The organism is Vibrio sp. Evd11, assembly GCF_900382755.1.
GTDB lineage: Bacteria > Pseudomonadota > Gammaproteobacteria > Enterobacterales > Vibrionaceae > Vibrio > Vibrio lentus.
In genome coordinates this window covers 110145-129844 of the sequence record NZ_OSDX01000005.1, presented here as the reverse complement: position 1 = coordinate 129844, position 19700 = coordinate 110145, and the positions used below count along the sequence as shown (strand labels likewise).

At 45.0% G+C, this 19700-nt stretch carries 16 protein-coding genes and 2 tRNA genes; 2 read left to right on the top strand and 16 right to left on the bottom strand.

What is annotated here, in order from left to right:
• Positions 1-82: 82 nt before the first annotated feature.
• Together ED652_RS03510 and ED652_RS03505 are read left to right on the top strand one after the other, a co-directional pair.
• Entirely contained in the window at positions 83-1096 is a 1014-nt protein-coding gene (locus ED652_RS03510; protein ID WP_016784927.1) for a peptidase U32 family protein, read from the top strand.
• A gap of 18 nt (positions 1097-1114) precedes the next feature.
• Positions 1115-1993, top strand: a complete 879-nt coding sequence (locus ED652_RS03505; RefSeq protein ID WP_162929893.1) for a U32 family peptidase — start codon at positions 1115-1117, stop codon at positions 1991-1993.
• Positions 1994-2078: 85 nt separating this feature from the next.
• On the opposite strand, the gene ED652_RS03500 is transcribed toward ED652_RS03505, so the two are convergent.
• The 16 genes from ED652_RS03500 to ftsH all read right to left on the bottom strand — a co-directional run bounded on the left by ED652_RS03500 (position 2079) and on the right by ftsH (position 19628).
• The gene (locus tag ED652_RS03500) at positions 2079-3416 is read right to left on the bottom strand and encodes an MATE family efflux transporter (protein ID WP_122053507.1); all 1338 of its coding nucleotides are present in this window, start codon (positions 3414-3416) and stop codon (positions 2079-2081) included.
• A gap of 94 nt (positions 3417-3510) precedes the next feature.
• Positions 3511-3918 carry a MarR family winged helix-turn-helix transcriptional regulator gene (locus tag ED652_RS03495; RefSeq protein WP_029225890.1) on the bottom strand — a complete coding sequence of 136 codons (408 nt, stop codon included), beginning with the start codon at positions 3916-3918 and terminating at the stop codon, positions 3511-3513.
• A 150-nt stretch (positions 3919-4068) separates the two neighbouring features.
• Positions 4069-4992, bottom strand: a complete 924-nt coding sequence (gene nlpI / locus ED652_RS03490) for a lipoprotein NlpI (RefSeq protein ID WP_017106944.1) — start codon at positions 4990-4992, stop codon at positions 4069-4071.
• A gap of 124 nt (positions 4993-5116) precedes the next feature.
• The gene (gene pnp, locus ED652_RS03485) at positions 5117-7237 is read right to left on the bottom strand and encodes a polyribonucleotide nucleotidyltransferase (protein WP_009847538.1); all 2121 of its coding nucleotides are present in this window, start codon (positions 7235-7237) and stop codon (positions 5117-5119) included.
• Positions 7238-7616: 379 nt separating this feature from the next.
• Positions 7617-7886 carry a 30S ribosomal protein S15 gene (gene rpsO / locus ED652_RS03480; RefSeq protein ID WP_004734493.1) on the bottom strand — a complete coding sequence of 90 codons (270 nt, stop codon included), beginning with the start codon at positions 7884-7886 and terminating at the stop codon, positions 7617-7619.
• A gap of 218 nt (positions 7887-8104) precedes the next feature.
• On the bottom strand, positions 8105-9058 hold the full coding sequence (truB, locus tag ED652_RS03475) for a tRNA pseudouridine(55) synthase TruB (protein ID WP_076672203.1): 954 nt from the start codon (positions 9056-9058) through the stop codon (positions 8105-8107).
• Positions 9058-9471 (bottom strand): 30S ribosome-binding factor RbfA, encoded by a 414-nt coding sequence (gene rbfA, locus ED652_RS03470; RefSeq protein ID WP_017106942.1) that lies wholly within the window; start codon positions 9469-9471, stop codon positions 9058-9060. The genes truB and rbfA overlap by 1 nt, the downstream gene beginning before the upstream one ends.
• Positions 9472-9605: 134 nt before the next feature.
• Entirely contained in the window at positions 9606-12296 is a 2691-nt protein-coding gene (gene infB / locus ED652_RS03465; protein WP_017108758.1) for a translation initiation factor IF-2, read from the bottom strand.
• Between the two features lie 22 nt (positions 12297-12318).
• Complete coding sequence (nusA, locus tag ED652_RS03460) at positions 12319-13806, bottom strand: transcription termination factor NusA (RefSeq protein ID WP_065103003.1); 1488 nt, start codon at positions 13804-13806, stop codon at positions 12319-12321.
• A 35-nt stretch (positions 13807-13841) separates the two neighbouring features.
• The gene (gene rimP / locus ED652_RS03455) at positions 13842-14297 is read right to left on the bottom strand and encodes a ribosome maturation factor RimP (protein ID WP_004734501.1); all 456 of its coding nucleotides are present in this window, start codon (positions 14295-14297) and stop codon (positions 13842-13844) included.
• A 235-nt stretch (positions 14298-14532) separates the two neighbouring features.
• A tRNA-Met gene (locus ED652_RS03450) sits at positions 14533-14609 on the bottom strand.
• A 53-nt stretch (positions 14610-14662) separates the two neighbouring features.
• A tRNA-Leu gene (locus ED652_RS03445) sits at positions 14663-14747 on the bottom strand.
• A gap of 16 nt (positions 14748-14763) precedes the next feature.
• Positions 14764-15096, bottom strand: a complete 333-nt coding sequence (gene secG / locus ED652_RS03440; protein WP_029223252.1) for a preprotein translocase subunit SecG — start codon at positions 15094-15096, stop codon at positions 14764-14766.
• Between the two features lie 278 nt (positions 15097-15374).
• Positions 15375-16715: a phosphoglucosamine mutase gene (gene glmM, locus ED652_RS03435; protein WP_102279526.1), complete on the bottom strand. Its 1341-nt coding sequence runs from the start codon at positions 16713-16715 to the stop codon at positions 15375-15377.
• Between the two features lie 22 nt (positions 16716-16737).
• Positions 16738-17568: a dihydropteroate synthase gene (gene folP, locus ED652_RS03430; protein WP_122053506.1), complete on the bottom strand. Its 831-nt coding sequence runs from the start codon at positions 17566-17568 to the stop codon at positions 16738-16740.
• 89 nt (positions 17569-17657) lie between these two features.
• Positions 17658-19628: an ATP-dependent zinc metalloprotease FtsH gene (ftsH, locus tag ED652_RS03425; RefSeq protein ID WP_122053505.1), complete on the bottom strand. Its 1971-nt coding sequence runs from the start codon at positions 19626-19628 to the stop codon at positions 17658-17660.
• Between the last annotated feature and the right edge of the window lie 72 nt (positions 19629-19700).

Here is a 19700-nt window from a genome sequence, read left to right as displayed (position 1 = left end):
TAAACCTGCCTTACATCAATTCCGTCATTCATAATTCTTCATAAAATGCTCGCTTCAATTTCATTCTACTGGTAGTGAGCAAATGGAACTCTTATGCCCAGCGGGTAACTTACCTGCTTTGAAAACCGCCATTGATTGCGGTGCGGATGCTGTCTATATCGGATTCAAAGACGATACCAATGCCCGACACTTTGCAGGCCTAAACTTTGCGGGTAAAAAGCTCGATCGTGCCGTGCAATACGTGCATGACCGCAACAAGAAAATTCACGTTGCCTTAAATACTTTTGCTCACCCAAATGGCTTCGAACGTTGGACCAATGCCGTAGACAACGCGGCAGCACTGGGTGTTGATGCGCTGATCATAGCGGATATTGCGGTTCTTGAATACGCAGCAAATAAATACCCAGATCTAGAACTGCACCTATCAGTACAAGCTTCTGCGACCAATGCAGCTGCGATCGATTTCTACCACAAGAACTTCAATGTAAAGCGTGTGGTATTGCCGCGCGTATTGTCGATTCATCAGGTCAAACAGCTTTCTCGTAACATCACCTCTGACGTTGACCTTGAAGTATTCGCTTTTGGTAGTTTGTGTATCATGGCTGAAGGTCGTTGCTACCTCTCTTCATACATGACCGGTGAATCCCCTAACACGGTGGGCGCTTGTTCTCCGGCGAAATATGTTCGCTGGCAAGAAACAGAAACCGGCCTAGAGTCGCGCTTGAATGAAATCTTGATTGATAAGTACGTAGCAGGCGAAAACGCGGGCTATCCAACACTGTGTAAAGGTCGCTTTGAAGCGGACATCGATGGCGAACGTAAGCGCTATCATGCACTTGAAGAGCCAACTAGCCTTAATACACTATCAATGCTTCCTGAACTTTTTGCGGCAAATGTTGCTTCTGTGAAGATTGAAGGCCGCCAACGCAGCCCGGCTTATGTTGAACAAGTGACTCGTACTTGGCGTGCGGCCATTGATCGCTACTTAGCGAATCCAGAACAATACCAAGTAGAACAAGCTTGGAATGCAACACTGGCGAATGTATCTGAAGGCACACAAACCACCCTTGGTGCTTACCACCGTAAATGGCAATAGCGCCAAATGGAGAACTCAATGAAATACGCATTAGGCCCTCTACTCTACTTTTGGCCAAAACAGGACGTTGAAAGCTTCTATGAGCAAGCAAAGTCTAGCTCTGCCGACATCATCTACCTTGGTGAAGCCGTGTGTTCAAAGCGTCGTGAGATGAAAGCCAAACACTGGATGGACATTGCCAAAGAGCTGTCTGCTTCAGGTAAACAAGTGGTACTATCGACGATGGCGTTGTTGGAAGCGCCAAGCGAAGTCAACATCATGAAGAAGTACATTGATAACGGTGACTTCGCGATTGAAGCCAACGACGTATCGGCTATTCAATTAGCCAGCGAAAGCAAAGTACCGTTCGTGGTTGGCCCTGCGGTTAACACCTACAATGCACGCACGCTGAACCTATTTTTGAAGCAAGGTATGACGCGCTGGTGTATGCCTGTTGAGCTTTCTCGTGAATGGCTGAGTAACGTCATGACACAATGTGAAGAGCTTAATATTCGTAATAAGTTCGAAGTCGAAGTGTTTAGCCATGGCTACTTGCCTCTTGCTTACTCAGCACGCTGCTTTACCGCTCGCGCTGAAAACAAAGCCAAAGACGATTGCGAAACCTGTTGTATCAAGTACCCAACAGGTCTCCAAGTCGATAGCCAAGAAGGTCAGTCGGTCTTTAACCTTAACGGTATCCAAACCCAATCAGGTTACTGCTACAACCTAGTCAATGACCTGCCGAGCATGCATGACTTGGTCGACGTGGTTCGTTTGAGCCCGTTAGGTATCGATACCTTCTCTGAGATCAACAACTTCAAAGCCAATGAGCATGGCCAAAAACCAATGACTATTGAAAACCGTCAATGCAACGGATACTGGCACCAACTTGCAGGTTTAGAAGTTAAGAACATCTAACTCCTCTCGTTGAATCAATCAGTAACAGATACAAAAAAGGTCTAGCATTCGCTAGACCTTTTTCATTCAGTTCACGAAAAACGACCTACGCCGTCGCTGTTTCCAGCGGCGCAGCGTCGAGCTTCTTTACGTCTTTGTAGAGCATAATCATAACAACTACGCTTAACGCGATATTGGACAATGGATACGCTATCCAGATCCCCGGCACACCGTACAACTTAGGCATAATGTACAAGAAAGGTAATTGGATAAGCATGTTACCTATCGTCACAAACATGGCCTTGCTGCCCTTGTTCACCGCTTGATAGTAAGCACCCGCTACCACTAAGAAGCCATCAAGCGCCAATGCAAACATGTGCAATCTAATACCCAACACGGTGTACTCAACTAGCTGAGGTTCATCCGAGTTAAAGACGGAAACAAACTCACGTGGGAACGCATTCAGCAACAACACAAACGCCACACCAATCAAGACAGAGCTCACCATCGCAATCTTCAGTAACTTACGAATATTCGCTTGATTGCGAGCACCATGGTTGTAACTCACTAAAGGCTGCATACCATTTGCGATGCCTTCCGCTGTGAGGTAATAAACCGTCACGATATAGCCCAAAATCGCGTAAGCACCAATCATCAACTGGTCGCCATATTGAGAGAACAAGGCATTGTGCAGCGCCACCATCATCGAACCATACGCATACATAAAGAAGCTTGATGTACCGATAGCGAAGATTTCAGGAATTACCGATAACTTCAATCTCAGTTCATTCCAACGTAAACGCAAGTTTGCTCGACGTGAAAAGAAGTAAGCCATACCCAGGCCTGTTACCACAAACTGAGCCATTGCAGTTGCCAATGCAGCACCCTTCAACTCCCAACCAAACTGAGCGATAAACAGGTAATCCAATACAATATTGATCACCGCACCCACAATCATCAGTATGGTGGCCAAGTTCGGACTGTCATCGTTACGCAGCAAAAATGGCATCGCAATAGAGCCTAAGGTAAAGACACTTGCACCAATTAGGATATGTAAGTATTGCAGGCCAAGCTCATACACTCGACCTTCCGCGCCCTGCCAAAGCAGAAAGTTATCAGCAAAAAGAAATAACAATCCAGAGACAATTGGCGTTATCGCCAACAGCAAGGTTAGACCCGTTGCTAAGATCTGCTTAGCGCCTTTGGTGTCTTTTTCACCTTGGCGAATCGAGACAAGGGCACCCGTACCCACGCCCACCAGCATACCAATGCCGAGAATCGACCCAATAACAGGCCACGCGACGTTAATACCCGCAAGTCCATCAGCACCGACATAACGGCCGATAAAGATGCCATCTACCACTTGGTAAAGGCCATTAACCAACATAGCCGCTACGGTAGGAATTGTGTATCGCCAGAATTGACGACTAATTGAGTTACTCATTTCTTACTCTACTTTCTTTCATCTATTGAGCCGCACTAAAATGAGATACGACTCTAAAAATTAGTTAACAAGGCTAACTAAATATTTAAACTAATTACTTCAACGCTTTATCTAACAGTTGATTCAACAGTTGGGATTCTTGCTCAGATAAACGGCTCTCAAGCGTTTGTGCCATCACCTGATAAATCTTACTTTCTTCTTCCAAACCAATTTCAGCTTTCTTGGTTAAAATGACCAACTTAGAGCGTGCATCCTCAAGCGAGGCTTGGCGTTCTACTAGTCCTTTTCTTTCTAGCCTTTGAACCATAGTCGTGGCTGAAGGTTTTGTCACCTGCATCTCAATAGCAAGATCTGTTAGCCGAATAGGCTCTGGTGAAGCTTGAATGACCTTCAAATAATCGTACTCATTGAAGCTCAGTTGGCAGATAGGATCTTCATTCACTTGAGTGCGCCATATCTTAGAAGCAAAGCGTTCAATTTTTTCTAGATTCTGATCCAGCATAGATTTCCAACCACAGAATTTACATTTAGTTAGCAAGGCTAACTATTTTAATGTTGTTTGATTTTAAAGCAACCAAAAACTAAATAACGCGTATAAAAAAACCGCTGACTGGCAGCGGTTTTTAATATTCTTACTTTCTTACTATGTCACTTACTTAGCGTTAGCTTCTTCTTCGGCAGCGGCCAACTTAGCTTGCGCTAAATGTTCAGCCTTAAGCGTACTAAAAATACGGCTTAACTCTAAGAAAGAGTAACGGTGTTCTACGTATTCATACACGTTAAAAGAAACCGCTAATTTGTACAAAGAGATAGCATTCGCGTAATCACCATTCATGTGGTGACGCTTAGCAAGGTAGAAGTACGTTTCAGTCAGGCGTTGAGCTAGGAGCGTGTTGTCACGAGTCCCCGTTAGGATAGCTTTGAACGCCTGCTCTTCAGTAATATCGTCAAGCATGATCGCAACTAATACCCAGCCCCACTGTTCATCACGGCTCTCGTAACGCTTTTGCAAATCAAGCTTCGCTTGTTCTGGCGTGAGTTCATGCTGAATGATGTAAAGCCACAGAGCGCGGAACGGATCGCTAGGATCATCGGCGTAGTGCTTCATCATCTCTTCATTGGCTAAGTCATAGCGCTCGCCATAGTAGAGTGCGATAGAGCGATTTCGTTCTGCATATGAGTTTGCAGGATCAAGCTCTAACGTCGAATCAAAAGATTCATAAGCGGCATCAAACTCCCCTACTTGCGTAAAGTAAACACCCAAAAGGTTGAAGATATCAGGTTGAGCGGGGTTCAATGAAAGAGACTGATTGAAATCAAGACGTGCTAAATCACGCAAGCCAACACTGTCGTAGTAGTTACCACGCTCGAACAACATTTTAGCTCGAACTTCATCGTTCAAGTCTGGGCGTTGTAATAACTGACTAAGGCGCGCTATTTGCACTTCTTGCTGAACACTTGGTTGAAGCGGCACAGCCATTGGTGGATAAACCCAACGTGAGGTGTTATCTGATGTTGTCGCACAACCAGTTAGTACAAGCAGTAAACACATACTCGCGGTTTGAAACCATTTCACAAATAATTACTCCTGTTATGACCGCAATAAAAAAGGGGAGCGATATGCTCCCCTTTATAACATGCTTTTTTACCAATGGGTTAGAAATCACTAAAAAGCGATAGTCCCATTAATAGGCTAAGAATTACTCAGCAGCAGGTGCTTCGCCTTCAGCTGGCGTTTCAACTGCTTCTTTCATGCTTAGACGTACACGGCCTTGACGGTCAATTTCAAGAACCTTAACAGGAACTTCTTGACCTTCAGTTAGGTAGTCAGACACTTTCTCAACACGCTTGTCAGCGATTTGAGAGATGTGTACTAGACCATCTTTACCTGGAAGGATCGTAACGAATGCACCGAAGTCAGCTAGACGAGCAACTTTACCTTGGTAAATGCGGCCAACTTCAACTTCAGCTGTGATCTCTTCGATACGGCGGATAGCTTCTTTAGCAGCTGCGCCTTCAGTAGCAGCAATCTTGATTGTGCCATCGTCTTCGATTTCGATTGTAGTACCTGTTTCTTCACAAAGAGCACGGATAACTGCGCCGCCTTTACCGATAACATCTTTGATCTTATCAGAGCTGATTTTCATTGTGTGGATACGTGGAGCGAATTCAGAGATATCTTCACGAGCACCAGAGATAGCTTCATCCATTACAGAAAGGATGTGCTTACGTGCACCTTGCGCTTGGTTAAGTGCAATTTGCATGATCTCTTTAGTGATACCTTCGATCTTGATGTCCATTTGAAGAGCAGTGATACCAGCGTTAGTACCTGCTACTTTAAAGTCCATGTCACCTAGGTGATCTTCGTCGCCAAGGATGTCAGAAAGAACAACGAAATCGTCGCCTTCTTTAACAAGACCCATTGCGATACCTGCAACAGAAGCTTTGATTGGAACACCAGCATCCATAAGTGCTAGAGATGTACCACATACAGAAGCCATTGAAGAAGAACCGTTAGATTCTGTGATTTCCGATACAACGCGAACTGTGTATGGGAATTCGTCAACAGAAGGCATTACTGCTTGGATACCACGTTTAGCAAGCTTACCGTGACCAATTTCACGACGCTTAGGAGAACCAACGAAACCAGTCTCACCTACACAGTATGGAGGGAAGTTGTAGTGTAGAAGGAAGTTGTCTTTCTTCTCACCCATTAGGCTGTCGATGATTTGAGCATCACGTTGTGTACCAAGCGTTGCAGTAACAAGTGCTTGAGTTTCACCACGAGTGAATAGAGAAGAACCGTGTGTACGTGGAAGAACACCAGTACGTACGTCTAGCGCACGAACCATGTCTTTTTCACGGCCATCGATACGTGGGTTGCCAGCAATGATGCGGCTACGTACTACGTTTTTCTCTAGAGAACCAAGCATGCCGCGGATTTCGCGCTCATCTAGGTTTTCGTCTTGTGCAATTAGAGCTTCAACAGTGTCGTTCTTGATTGCGCCAACTTGCTCGTAACGAGCCATTTTCTCAGTGATTTGGTACGCGTCAGATAGACGAGTTTCAGCTTGCTCAGCAACTTTAGCTTTAAGCTCAGTGTTAACTGCTGGCGCTTCCCAGTTCCAAGATGGAGTTGCAACTTCAGCTGCAAATTCGTTGATCGCTTTGATTACAACTTGCTGTTGGTCGTGACCGTAAACAACAGCTGAAAGCATTTCTTCTTCAGATAGGTTATCTGCTTCAGATTCAACCATAAGTACTGCGCCTTCTGTACCAGACACAACTAGGTCTAGTTTAGAGTTTTCAAGCTCAGTATTTGATGGGTTAAGAACAAGTTCGCCGTCGATGTGACCAACACGTGCAGCACCGATAGGACCATTGAATGGCGCACCAGAGATAGCAAGCGCAGCAGACGTTGCGATCATAGTGATCATGTCTGGGTTTACGTCAGGGTTGATAGAAACAACCGTAGCGATAACTTGAACTTCGTTTTTAAACGCACTTGGGAAAAGTGGACGAATTGGACGGTCAATCAGACGAGCTGTTAGCGTTTCGCCTTCAGAAGGACGACCTTCACGCTTGAAGAAACCACCAGGGATTTTACCCGCAGCGTATGTACGCTCTTGGTAGTTAACTGTTAGAGGGAAGAAATCTTGGCCTGCAACAGCTTCTTTCTTAGCAACAACAGAAACGAATACTGATGTATCGTCCATAGTCGCCATTACAGCAGCAGTAGCTTGACGTGCCATTACGCCCGTTTCTAGAGTAACGGTGTGGTTACCGTACTGGAACGATTTTACAACTGGTTTTTCAAACATTGTATATCCTTAGCTCTAAAGTCATGACTTTAGATTAAGTGAAGATTGACTCAAGATATTACCAATCGCGACTAGTGAAAAGAGACTTGGGAATGATGCTTCTTTGTATGAGTTCATACGCCGAATTAAGACCAAATCCGCCTTTGAATAGTCGCGACCTATTGGCCGACATCTGTGACTGTAACGTCTTGAGAGGTTGATTGCCCAGCGTTGAAAACGCATAGGCGGGCGTAGTATAAACTATTTTTATTAGGAGAGATATTTCCTATCAGAAAAAGCCAGATGATATTCTGTGCATCCGGCCAAACATTTTCTTACAGGCACAAAAAAAGGAGCATAAATGCTCCTTTTCTTCAAACTGTCTTTGCAGACATCGCTATTAGCGACGTAGGCCTAGACGCTTGATTAGGTCTTGGTAACGAGTAAGGTTTTTGCCTTTCAAGTAATCAAGAAGCTTACGACGGCTAGAAACCATACGTAATAGACCACGACGGCTGTGGTGATCATGTTTGTGCGCTTTGAAGTGACCTTGTAGGTGGTTGATAGAAGCAGTAAGTAGTGCTACTTGTACTTCTGGTGAACCTGTGTCGCCTTCAGATTGTGCGTATTCTGCAACGATTGCTGCTTTAGTTTCTGCATTCAGAGACATAAATCTCTCCTGATAAGAGTAAGTTTATATTTGTAGCAGCCAATCTCTGATTCAGCCGCTACGCGAGCCGAGGATTATAGGGAAGTTTACGAGTTGGTGCAATAACAATCGAACTGATGAAAAACGAAAAAAGCGAACCATTAAAATTAAGGGCTCGCTTTCTAATTTATTTACTCGTCTTTCACGACTCAGCGCTAAGATCCGATTCTGTGTAAGCGCTACGCTTGTGGCTCTTCATCTCTGAAAACAACCAAACGCTTCGGTGCAACTCGGCCATCTTCGCCAATCTGAGCAACGCCGACAAACAGCTTCTCTTCGCCGCTTGTCATGCGAACCGTTCCTTCCGTTGGCGCACCAGCAACCTGAACTGGCATACCGTGCTGAACAAGATCAGTCAGTTCCGCATTCAAGTTAACTTCAGGTAAGTCTTCTACAGCTGTGTCCATTGGCATTAGCAATGGATCAAGCAACTCTTTAGGTGCAATCTCTTGCGCTTGTGCTTGCTCTAGAATTTCGTTCAGCTGTTCCAAGGTAACCATGCGTTCATACGGGTACTTTGCAACACCAGTACGACGAAGCATTGTCACATGAGCACCACAACCTAGCATTTCACCAAGATCATCGGTGATCGTACGGATGTAAGTCCCTTTAGAACAATGCACTTCCATCTCAACTTCATCGCCTTCAAAGCGAAGTAGCTCAATAGAATACACCGTGATCTTGCGAGACTCACGAGGAACCTCGATACCTGCACGTGCGTATTCATACAAAGGCTTACCTTGATACTTCAATGCTGAGAACATTGATGGAATCTGGTCGGTTTCACCTTTGAAGCTTGCAATGCAGCGTTCAAGTTGCTCTTGAGTCACGTTGATTTCACGCGTTTCAACCACTTCACCATCAGAGTCTGAAGTGTTGGTACGCTCACCAAGCTTAGCAATAACAACGTAGCGCTTATCAGAATCTAATAGAAACTGAGAAAACTTCGTTGCTTCACCAAGACAAATTGGCAGCATGCCAGTCGCAAGAGGATCCAGAGCACCGGTGTGCCCTGCTTTCTCTGCAAAGTAAATGCGTTTTACTTTTTGCAGTGCATCATTAGATGAAATACCTGTCGGCTTATCTAACAGAATTACCCCGTTTATAGGGCGACCTTTACGACGGCGAGCCATTACTCTTCGTCCTTAGACTGAGTATCCTCAGTACGGCCTGCTTCTTCTTGCTTACGCTTGTCGTCGTTCAATACTTCGCTTACTAGGTTAGACATACGCATGCCTTCAACCAAAGTGTTGTCGTAAGTAAAGCGAACTTCAGGCGTTAGACGGTGACGAATACGCTTACCAAGAGCCATACGAACTGGCACTTCATGCTCTTTAAGAGCAGCAAGACATGATTCAGGTGTTTGCTCACCAATACATAGGAAAGTCACGAACACTTTTGCGTAAGCAAGGTCACGAGACACTTCTACATCTGAAATAGTGACCATACCAATGCGTGAGTCACGAACTTCACGTTGTAGGATAAGTGCTAGCTCTTTTTGAAGCTGCTGAGACACACGTTGTGTGCGGCTAAATTCTTTTGACATTTTCTTTTCTCACTTAGAAAGATGGGGGGCTTGGTAATTACCAGCCCCCCATGGTGTATTCAACAACCGATTACTTATTACCTTTACTAGTAATGTTAGTAACCTTAGTCAATATGTCGAGTCGTACAGACTGATTAGTCTAGAGTACGTTTAACTTCAACAATTTCGAATACTTCGATCTGGTCACCAACGCGAACGTCGTTGTAGTTCTTAACGCCGATACCACACTCGTAACCATTTTTAACTTCTTGAACGTCATCTTTAAAGCGACGAAGTGACTCTAGTTCACCTTCGTAGATAACAACGTTTTCGCGAAGTACGCGGATTGGGTTGCTACGCTTAATAGTACCTTCAGTAACGATACAACCAGCGATTGCACCAAGTTTAGGCGACTTAAATACGTCACGAACTTGAGCAAGACCAATGATCTCTTGACGGAATTCAGGAGCAAGCATACCGCCCATTGCCTGTTTAACTTCGTCGATCAGTTGGTAAATGATTGAGTAGTAACGTAGATCTAGGTTTTCATTCTGAACAGTACCACGCGCAGTTGCGTCAGCACGTACGTTGAAACCAAGGATGATAGCGTTAGAAGCTGCTGCAAGCGTTGCATCAGTTTCAGTAATACCACCAACACCAGAACCTACGATGTTCACTTTAACTTCGTCAGTTGACAGTTTCAGTAGAGAGTCAGCAATCGCTTCTACAGAACCTTGAACGTCAGCTTTAAGTACAACGTTAAGTTCAGCAACTTCACCAGCCGTCATGTTCGCGAACATGTTCTCTAGTTTCGCTTTTTGTTGGCGAGCTAGTTTAACATCACGGAATTTACCTTGACGGTAGTTTGCAACTTCACGCGCTTTACGCTCATCACGTACAACCGTTGCTTCATCACCTGAAGCAGGAACGCCAGAAAGACCTAGAATTTCTACAGGGATAGATGGACCTGCAGTTTCGATGTCTTTACCATTTTCATCACGCATTGCACGAACACGGCCGTACTCTTGACCACAAAGAACGATGTCGCCTTTGTTTAGAGTACCAGACTGTACTAGTACTGTTGCAACTGGACCGCGACCTTTATCAAGACGAGATTCAACAACAACACCAGATGCCATGCCTTCTTTAACCGCTGTAAGCTCAAGAACTTCAGACTGAAGAAGGATAGCTTCTAGAAGACCATCGATGTTTGTACCCTGTTTTGCAGAGATGTGAACGAAGATGTTCTCACCGCCCCATTCTTCAGGGATAACGTCGTATTGAGCTAGCTCATTCTTAACGTTGTCTGGGTTTGCACCCTCTTTATCGATCTTGTTCACAGCAACAATCAGAGGAACGCCTGCCGCTTTCGCGTGCTGGATTGCTTCGATTGTTTGTGGCATTACGCCATCGTCTGCTGCAACAACAAGTACAACGATATCTGTCGCTTGAGCACCACGAGCACGCATAGCGGTAAACGCCGCGTGTCCAGGAGTATCAAGGAACGTGATCATGCCGTTGTCAGTATCTACGTGGTAAGCACCAATGTGCTGCGTGATACCGCCAGCTTCGCCAGAAGCAACGTGTGCTTTACGAATGTAATCAAGTGTAGAAGTTTTACCGTGGTCAACGTGACCCATGATAGTAACAACAGGAGCACGACCTTCTGCGATAGCATCGCTATCACGGTCAGCTAGCACTGCTTCTTCTAATTCGTTTTCTTTGCGAAGGATAACCTTGTGGCCCATTTCTTCAGCAACAAGTTGTGCTGTTTCTTGGTCGATCACTTGGTTGATAGTCGCCATAGCGCCCATCTTCATCATCACTTTGATAACTTCAGTTGCTTTAACTGACATTTTGCTAGCCAGTTCAGAAACAACGATAGTTTCGCCGATAGCAACATCAGATTTAGCAACAGTTGCTGACTTATCGAAGCCTTGTTGCATTGAAGTTGGTTTAGCTAGCTTACCTTTACCGCCACGACCACGTTGGTTACGACCACCACGGTTGTTGCCAGGTTGAGCTGCTGGAGCAGGTTTCTTCTTGCGACGACGAGGAGCTTTCTCATCTTTTTTATCAGCCGCATCTTCTGCTTCACGAGCATAAGTAGAAGTAGTCACATGGTAATCCGCAGATTTCTCTTGCTCTTTCTTCTTCTTCTCTTCTTCAGACCAACGTTCTTGGTTTTCTTCTGCTAACTTACGAGCCTCTTCAACAAGCTTAGCTGCTTCAGCTTCTGCTTTACGAGTTGCTTCTTGCTCTTGACGAGCTTTTAGTTCATCCGCTTCTTTTTTCGCTTGTGCGTTAGCGTCTGCATTTTTTGAATTCATGTCTTTTTTAGCCTTATCAGCTTGTGCGCGTTGAGCCTTCTCTTCAGCATCACGTTTTGCATCCGCTTCACGTGTTACTTTTGCTTCGGCTTCGCGCTGTGCTTTCTCTGCAGCATCACGTTTCGCTTGCTCTTCAGCATCGCGTTGTGCTTTCTCTTCCGCTTCACGATTAGCTGCATCCTCAGCCTCACGTTTCGCTTCATCTTCAATAGCGCTGCGCTTCACGTAAGTACGTTTTTTACGTACCTCTACTTGAACATCCTTACTCTTACCGCCTCCAGCGGCAACACTTAGCGTGCTGCGGGTCTTGCGTTGAAGAGTTAAACGAGTCGGTTCTGTTTCACCTGAAGTATCACCGTGCTCCTTTTTAAGGTGCGTTAGCAATGTTTGCTTCTCTGAATCAGTCACTTGATCCGACCCTGCTTTCTTCATGCCTGCATCAGCAAGTTGTTCAATTAAGCGGTCAACTGGCGTACCAATCTCTTCACTCAGTGCTTTAACTGTTAATTGTGTCATACCGCTCTCTCTCCTTGCTGAATTATTCTTCGTCGCCGAACCAACAGATGTTACGCGCAGCCATAATCAGCTCGCCCGCACGCTCTGCAGTTAGGTCTTCGATGCCTTCTAGTTCATCAACGCCTTGGTCAGCTAGGTCTTCCAATGTAGCAACGCCTTTTGCAGCTAGCTTGTAAGCCATTTCACGCTCAAGACCTTCAAGTGCAAGTAGGTCTTCAGCAGGCTCAACACCATCGAAAGTTTCTTCTTTCGCTAGCGCTAGAGTAGTCAGTGCGTCTTTTGCGCGGTTACGCAGTTCTTCGACGATACCTTCGTCTAGACCGTCCACTTCAAGAAGCTCGTTTACAGGAACGTATGCTACTTCTTCAAGCGTAGAGAAACCTTCTTCAACAAGCATTTGAGCAAAGTCTTCTTCGATGTCTAGGTGCTTCATGAAGTTTTCAATTGAAGCAACAGCTTCTTCTTGGTGCTTCTTCTGAAGATCTTCAACAGTCATTACGTTCAGTTCCCAACCCGTTAGTTGAGATGCTAGACGTACGTTTTGACCGCTACGACCGATAGCTTGCGCTAGGTTGTCAGCTTCAACCGCGATGTCCATTGAATGTGTATCTTCATCAACGATGATAGAAGCCACATCAGCAGGAGCCATTGCGTTGATTACGAATTGCGCCGGGTTATCGTCCCAAAGCACGATATCGATACGCTCACCGCCAAGGTCGTTAGAAACAGCTTGTACACGTGCACCACGCATACCAACACACGCACCAACAGGGTCAATACGTTTGTCGTTTGTTTTAACAGCGATTTTAGCACGAGAACCAGCGTCACGTGCAGCACCTTTAAGTTCAATTAGCTCTTCGCCAATCTCAGGCACTTCAACGCGGAATAGTTCAGCTAGCATTTCAGGCTTAGAGCGAGTAATGAACAACTGGAAGCCGCGAGCTTCTGGCTTAACTGCGTATAGAAGACCACGAACACGGTCACCTGGACGGAAGTTTTCACGAGGAAGCTGGTCATCACGAAGGATTACCGCTTCAGCGTTGCTACCTAGGTCTAGGATAATAGTGTCACGGTTTACTTTCTTAACAACACCAGTAACTAACTCACCTTCGTTATCGATGAACTGCTCAACGATTTGAGCGCGTTCAGCTTCACGTACTTTCTGTACGATAACTTGCTTAGCCGTTTGAGTCGTAATACGGTCAAACGTTACTGATTCGATGTCATCTTCGATGAAACCGCCAAGTTCGATCTCTGGGTCATCGTACTTCGCAGCTTCAATAGAGATTTCTTTTGTTGGGAATTCAACTTCCTCAACAGCTTCCCAACGGCGGAAAGTTTCGAAATTACCCGTTTTACGGTCAATTTCAACACGAACTTCGATTTCTAGTTCGCTTTTCTTTTTTGTTGCCGTTGCAAGCGCGATTTCAAGCGCTTCAAAAATACGCTCACGAGGAACTGCTTTCTCATTAGAAACAGCTTCTACTACCGCCAAAATTTCTTTGTTCATTAATCTAGCCTCTTAAGCTCATCTCTCTAGGAGAACTAAAATTTAGGGATCAGGTTAGCTTTCGCAATATTGCTCAGGACGAATTCTTCTTCTTGTCCTTCAACCAATACTTTTACTGTCTCGCCTTCAATAGATTGGATATCACCTTTCCATTTACGACGGTTGCCGACAGCCATTTTCAAAACGATGCTTACCTCGTGACCAATAAATTGTTGGTAATGCTCTGCTTTGAACAGTGGTCTCTCTAAACCTGGTGAAGACACTTCAAGGTTATAAGCCACTGAAATTGGATCTTCAACGTCCATTACGGCACTTACTTGGTGACTAACTTCAGAGCAATCGTCTACATTGATACCATTTGGTGAATCGATGTAAATACGTAGCGTTGAGTGCTCACCAGCACGAATAAATTCTAATCCAACTAACTCATAACCTGATGCTGCTACTGGAGCGTCAAGCATTTCAGTAAGTTGTCTTTCTAAACCAGTCATTTAACCACTCCAGAAACAAAAAAAGGGCTCAAAGCCCAATTTAAATTCCAAGCAAACATTATCTAAATTGCATTTACAAATGCTTAGATAACAAAAAACCCCGTATAAGCCGGGGTTTTTGTTGCTGGACCCTTATATGTTAAGTGCCATCATATTTGATATTACACTTAACTCACAGTGAGGTTCACACTGTGCAAACTTGCTACCAATACATGCTATATAATAGCATTGAAATTGGTTGCGGGAGCCGGATTTGAACCGACGACCTTCGGGTTATGAGCCCGACGAGCTACCAAACTGCTCCATCCCGCGTCCGACTTGTGAGCATTATACGCCCAACAAGATGTTTTACAAGTTTGTAAACATGGTGCCGAGAGAGGGACTCGAACCCTCACACCCTAAGGCACTAGCACCTCATGCTAGCGTGTCTACCAATTTCACCATCTCGGCATCAAATCTTTGCAGATTATTGTGGAATCTCGTCGCCTTGCGCCGGAACTTCACTCACTGCATCTTCAGCTTGCTGAATTACCTGACCTTCAGTCGGGTTAATCCATTGTGACTCAGTTTTATGTGTAGACATATTACCAAGCACTAAGCTAAGGATAAAAAATGTAGTTGCAAAAATTGCAGTCATTCGGGTAAGGAAATTTCCTGAGCCACCAGCACCAAACACAGTGTTTGAAGCGCCAGCACCGAATGAGGCTCCCATATCTGCGCCTTTACCTTGTTGAATCAACACTAGGCCAATTACACCAAGCGCTGCCAACAGGTAAATCACAAGTAGAACTGTAAACATTTTTCCACCTATGTTCCTAATTGTTGAGCCAGCGCCGTTCAAAAAACTATTTTTAAGAACAAGGCTAGCGACCTCCTAACTGAAGGCCGAGCAATACTAGCGAATGCGACGATGACTGACAAGGGGAATTTGCTAAAAAATAAGCCTTTAACAAACGAGTGGTTAAAAAAAGGGCAAAAGCGACATAAAACTCGTTTATGTCGCTTTTCATCAAGGCATAAGTTAAACAGACCTAATCACGGGCATGATGATGTACGCCACAGCGATAAACTATTTAATTAGCAATTCGCTTTTACAGCGTCAGCAATCTTAAGTGCAGATTTCTGAACAAGATCAGCATCTTCACCTTCAACCATCACTCGTAATAGTGGCTCTGTACCTGACTTACGCAGCAATACGCGGCCTTTCTCACCAAGTTCAGCTTCCACTTCCACAACTGCCGTTTTAACCGCCTCTGCTTCTAATGGGTTTGAGTCGCCGCTGAAACGAACATTTTCTAGAACCTGAGGGTATAATGTCATACCTTGAGAAAGTTCATTCAGTGTCATTTCGCTATCAACCACTGAAGCCAACACTTGCAGTGCAGCAACGATGGCATCACCCGTCGTTACTTTATCTAATAGAATCACATGGCCAGAGTTTTCTGCACCAATCTTCCAGCCTTTAGCAAGAAGCTGCTCCATTACATAACGGTCACCTACAGCAGCACGTACAAATGGAATACCTAATTGCTTAAGTCCATTTTCCATACCAAGGTTCGTCATCAATGTACCAACAACCCCGCCTTTTAGTTCACCACGACGTAGCGCATCACGAGCAATGATGTAAGCGATTTGGTCGCCATCAACCTTGTTGCCTAGCTCATCAACCATAATGATACGGTCACCGTCGCCATCAAAGCCAAGACCTAGTGCTGCTTTCTCTTCAACCACTTTAGCTTGCAGAGCACGCACATCCGTAGCTCCCACTTCATGGTTAATGTTGGTACCATTTGGCTCAACGCCCATTGCGATGACTTCAGCACCCAACTCTTTAAACACAGCTGGCGCGATGTGGTAAGTTGCACCGTGCGCGCAATCAACCACAATTTTCATTCCGGCTAACGTCATTTTGTGCGGGAATGTACTTTTACAAAATTCAATATAACGACCAGCGGCATCATTTAAGCGTACTGCTTTACCTAGTACTGAAGATTCCACGCACTCGATATCTTTGTCTAGTTCAGCTTCGATTGCCAACTCAATTTCATCCGACAATTTAGTCCCTTCAGAAGAGAAGAACTTAATACCGTTATCGTAATATGGGTTGTGCGATGCAGAGATAACAATCCCCGCCTCAGCACGGAAAGTTTGTGTTAGGTAAGCAACAGCCGGTGTCGGCATTGGCCCTGTAAACGTTGCCTGTAGGCCCGCAGCAGCTAAGCCAGCTTCTAAAGCAGACTCAAGCATGTAACCAGAAATACGAGTATCTTTACCGATAATCACTTTCTTTGTACCCTGCTTTGCTAAAACACGACCCGCAGCCCAGCCAAGCTTCAAAACAAAATCAGGTGTAATTGGGTACTGACCCACTTTGCCACGTACGCCATCTGTTCCGAAGTAACGTCTTTTATCAGACATATTGATTTTCCTTAATTATTATTTAGTGATTGTTGTTCATCACTTCAATTATCTTCATCGCTTCCAATGTATCTTCTACATCGTGAACGCGAATAATTTGAGCACCTTTCATCGCAGCAATGGTGGCGCAAGTAACACTTCCTACCATGCAATCTGCTGGTGCTTTATCTAGCAGCTTAAAGATCATCGATTTTCTCGAGATACCCGCTAAGATTGGCAAGCCAAGCGTATGAAATTTTTCAAGGTGCGCTAATAGGTGGTAATTATGCTCTATGGTTTTACCAAAGCCAAAGCCAGGATCTAAAATAAGTTGTTCTTTAGGTATACCTACGGACTCACAAGCCTCAACCCTTTCTTTTAAAAAGTCTTCAACATCAGTGAAAACATCGTCATAGCTAGGGTTAGCTTGCATGGTTCTTGGCTGGCCTTTCATGTGCATCAAACAAACTGGAACTTGAGCTTGAGCAGCAGCCTCTAAAGCGCCCGGCTCTTGCAGAGCTCGCACATCATTGATCAAGTCAGCGCCCGCTTCAACGGCTTGACGCATCACTTCCGCTTTGCTGGTATCAATAGAGATCCACACATCAAAATTAGCTCGAATCGCTTTAATTGCAGGGATAACCCTTGATAGTTCATCTTCCAATGTAACTTCAGGCGCTCCCGGGCGGGTAGATTCACCACCGATATCAATAATACTGACACCAGCTTGGATCATACGCTCAGCTTGCTGTAATGCTTTCTCTAATGAGCTGAATTGACCACCATCAGAAAATGAGTCGGGAGTTACATTGAGGATACCCATCACATGCGGACGGTCTAAAAGGAGTGTTTTGTTGTTGGCTTGTAATATCATGGAAGGCAGGTCTTAAAAGGTTAAAACACTTTGCGCTATAAACAGAAAAACCCTGAGCGTACTCAGGGTTTTAATTAACAGCTTAGCGATTAAGAATCTTTGTTTTGAGCGTCATCTGATTCAGATTTAGCTTCTTCAACTTTCGACTCTTCAGCTTTTGGTTCGGCTTTAGCTTCAGGTTTAACCTCAGCTTCAGGCTTAGCTTCTTCCTTTGCAGGTTCTGCTTTTGCCTGGTCCCCCCAACCAGCAGGCTCACGAATATCAGTCTTACGTTCCATGAGGTCATCAATCTGACCCGCATCGATCGTTTCGTACTTCATAAGCGCATCTTTCATCGAGTGCATCAAATCCATATTATCTTCTAGGATTTGCTTAGCTCGAGCGTAGTTGCGGTCGATAAGAATACGAATTTCTTCATCGATAAGTCTAGTTGTATCGTCAGAAACATGCTTCGCTTGGCTCATGCCGCGACCTAGGAAAACTTCGCCTTCTTCTTCAGCATAAAGAAGAGGACCCAATTTCTCAGAGAAGCCCCATTGCGTAACCATCTTACGGGCAATATCTGTTGCACGTTCGATATCGTTAGACGCACCAGTCGAAACTTTGTCTTTGCCGTAGATAAGCTCTTCAGCAAGACGACCACCGTACAAGCTAGAAATCATTGACTCTAGATGTTGGCGAGACATGCTTACGCGATCTTGCTCTGGTAGATACATAGTCACACCAAGTGCACGACCACGTGGGATGATTGATACCTTGTACACTGGATCGTGTTCAGGTACCAAACGACCAACAATTGCGTGGCCTGCTTCGTGGTAAGCTGTTGACTCTTTCACTTCTTCAGACATCACCATTGAACGGCGCTCTGCACCCATCATGATCTTATCTTTCGCAAGTTCAAACTCAACCATCGATACATTACGCTTGTTACCACGAGCTGCAAATAGTGCTGCTTCGTTCACAAGGTTCGCTAGATCTGCACCAGAGAAACCTGGAGTACCACGAGCAATCAGAGATGGTTCAACATCACCTGATAGTGGCACTTTACGCATGTGTACTTTAAGAATCTGTTCACGACCACGTACATCAGGTAGACCGACCACAACTTGACGGTCAAAACGACCAGGACGAAGTAATGCAGGGTCTAGTACGTCTGGACGGTTAGTCGCAGCGATAACAATAATACCTTCGTTACCTTCGAAACCATCCATCTCAACCAGCATTTGGTTAAGTGTCTGCTCACGTTCATCGTGACCACCACCAACACCAGCGCCACGTTGACGACCTACAGCATCGATTTCATCGATAAAGATGATACAAGGTGCTGCTTTCTTCGCTTGCTCGAACATGTCACGTACACGAGATGCACCAACACCAACAAACATTTCAACGAAATCAGAACCTGAGATAGTAAAGAACGGTACTTTCGCTTCACCAGCAATTGCTTTTGCAAGCAATGTCTTACCAGTACCAGGAGGACCGACCAACAGGATACCTGTCGGGATCTTACCACCCAGTTTTTGGAAACGGCTTGGGTCACGAAGGTAATCTACAAGCTCTTTCACGTCTTCTTTTGCTTCGTCACAACCAGCAACATCAGCAAACATCGTTTTGATTTGTTCTTCGCTCATCATTCGAGCTTTGCTCTTACCAAAAGACATCGCGCCTTTACCGCCGCCGCCGCCTTGCATTTGACGCATGAAGAAAATCCACACACCAATCAGTAAGATCATTGGGAACCACGAGATGAAGATAGTGCCAAGCAGGCTCTGCTCTTCAGGTGGTGTACCCTGAACTTTTACGTTTTGATTAATTAAGTCATCAAGTAGCTTTTGATCATAAACAGGCATGTAAGTTACATACTTAGAACCACCACCACGACGTGTGAAAGTGATTTCGCTGTTATTGAACTGTGCGTCTTGAATCTGGCCTTGGCCAACTTCCTGTACAAACGTGGTGTAATCTATTGCTCTGCCGTTACTTTCCCCAGGGCCGAAGCTCTGGAATACCGACATCAACACTACCGCGATAACAAGCCACAGAATTAAATTTTTTGCCATGTCACTCAAGGTGTAAGCCTCTCGATAACTAATTGTAATTAAAGGTAGGGTACTACAGTTTGTAACCTGTAG

Bases quoted from the DNA above. Each gene is read 5' to 3' on its own strand.
- ED652_RS03510 (WP_016784927.1), top strand. From the start codon at position 83: ATGGAACTCTTATGCCCAGCGGGTAACTTACCTGCTTTGAAAACCGCC.
- ED652_RS03505 (WP_162929893.1), top strand. From the start codon at position 1,115: ATGAAATACGCATTAGGCCCTCTACTCTACTTTTGGCCAAAACAGGAC.
- ED652_RS03500 (WP_122053507.1), bottom strand. From the start codon at position 3,416: ATGAGTAACTCAATTAGTCGTCAATTCTGGCGATACACAATTCCTACC.
- ED652_RS03495 (WP_029225890.1), bottom strand. From the start codon at position 3,918: ATGCTGGATCAGAATCTAGAAAAAATTGAACGCTTTGCTTCTAAGATA.
- pnp (WP_009847538.1), bottom strand. From the start codon at position 7,237: ATGTTTGAAAAACCAGTTGTAAAATCGTTCCAGTACGGTAACCACACC.
- rpsO (WP_004734493.1), bottom strand. From the start codon at position 7,886: ATGTCTCTGAATGCAGAAACTAAAGCAGCAATCGTTGCAGAATACGCA.
- truB (WP_076672203.1), bottom strand. From the start codon at position 9,058: ATGGCTCGCCGTCGTAAAGGTCGCCCTATAAACGGGGTAATTCTGTTA.
- rbfA (WP_017106942.1), bottom strand. From the start codon at position 9,471: ATGTCAAAAGAATTTAGCCGCACACAACGTGTGTCTCAGCAGCTTCAA.
- infB (WP_017108758.1), bottom strand. From the start codon at position 12,296: ATGACACAATTAACAGTTAAAGCACTGAGTGAAGAGATTGGTACGCCA.
- nusA (WP_065103003.1), bottom strand. From the start codon at position 13,806: ATGAACAAAGAAATTTTGGCGGTAGTAGAAGCTGTTTCTAATGAGAAA.
- rimP (WP_004734501.1), bottom strand. From the start codon at position 14,297: ATGACTGGTTTAGAAAGACAACTTACTGAAATGCTTGACGCTCCAGTA.
- secG (WP_029223252.1), bottom strand. From the start codon at position 15,096: ATGTTTACAGTTCTACTTGTGATTTACCTGTTGGCAGCGCTTGGTGTA.
- glmM (WP_102279526.1), bottom strand. From the start codon at position 16,715: ATGTCTGATAAAAGACGTTACTTCGGAACAGATGGCGTACGTGGCAAA.
- folP (WP_122053506.1), bottom strand. From the start codon at position 17,568: ATGATATTACAAGCCAACAACAAAACACTCCTTTTAGACCGTCCGCAT.
- ftsH (WP_122053505.1), bottom strand. From the start codon at position 19,628: ATGGCAAAAAATTTAATTCTGTGGCTTGTTATCGCGGTAGTGTTGATG.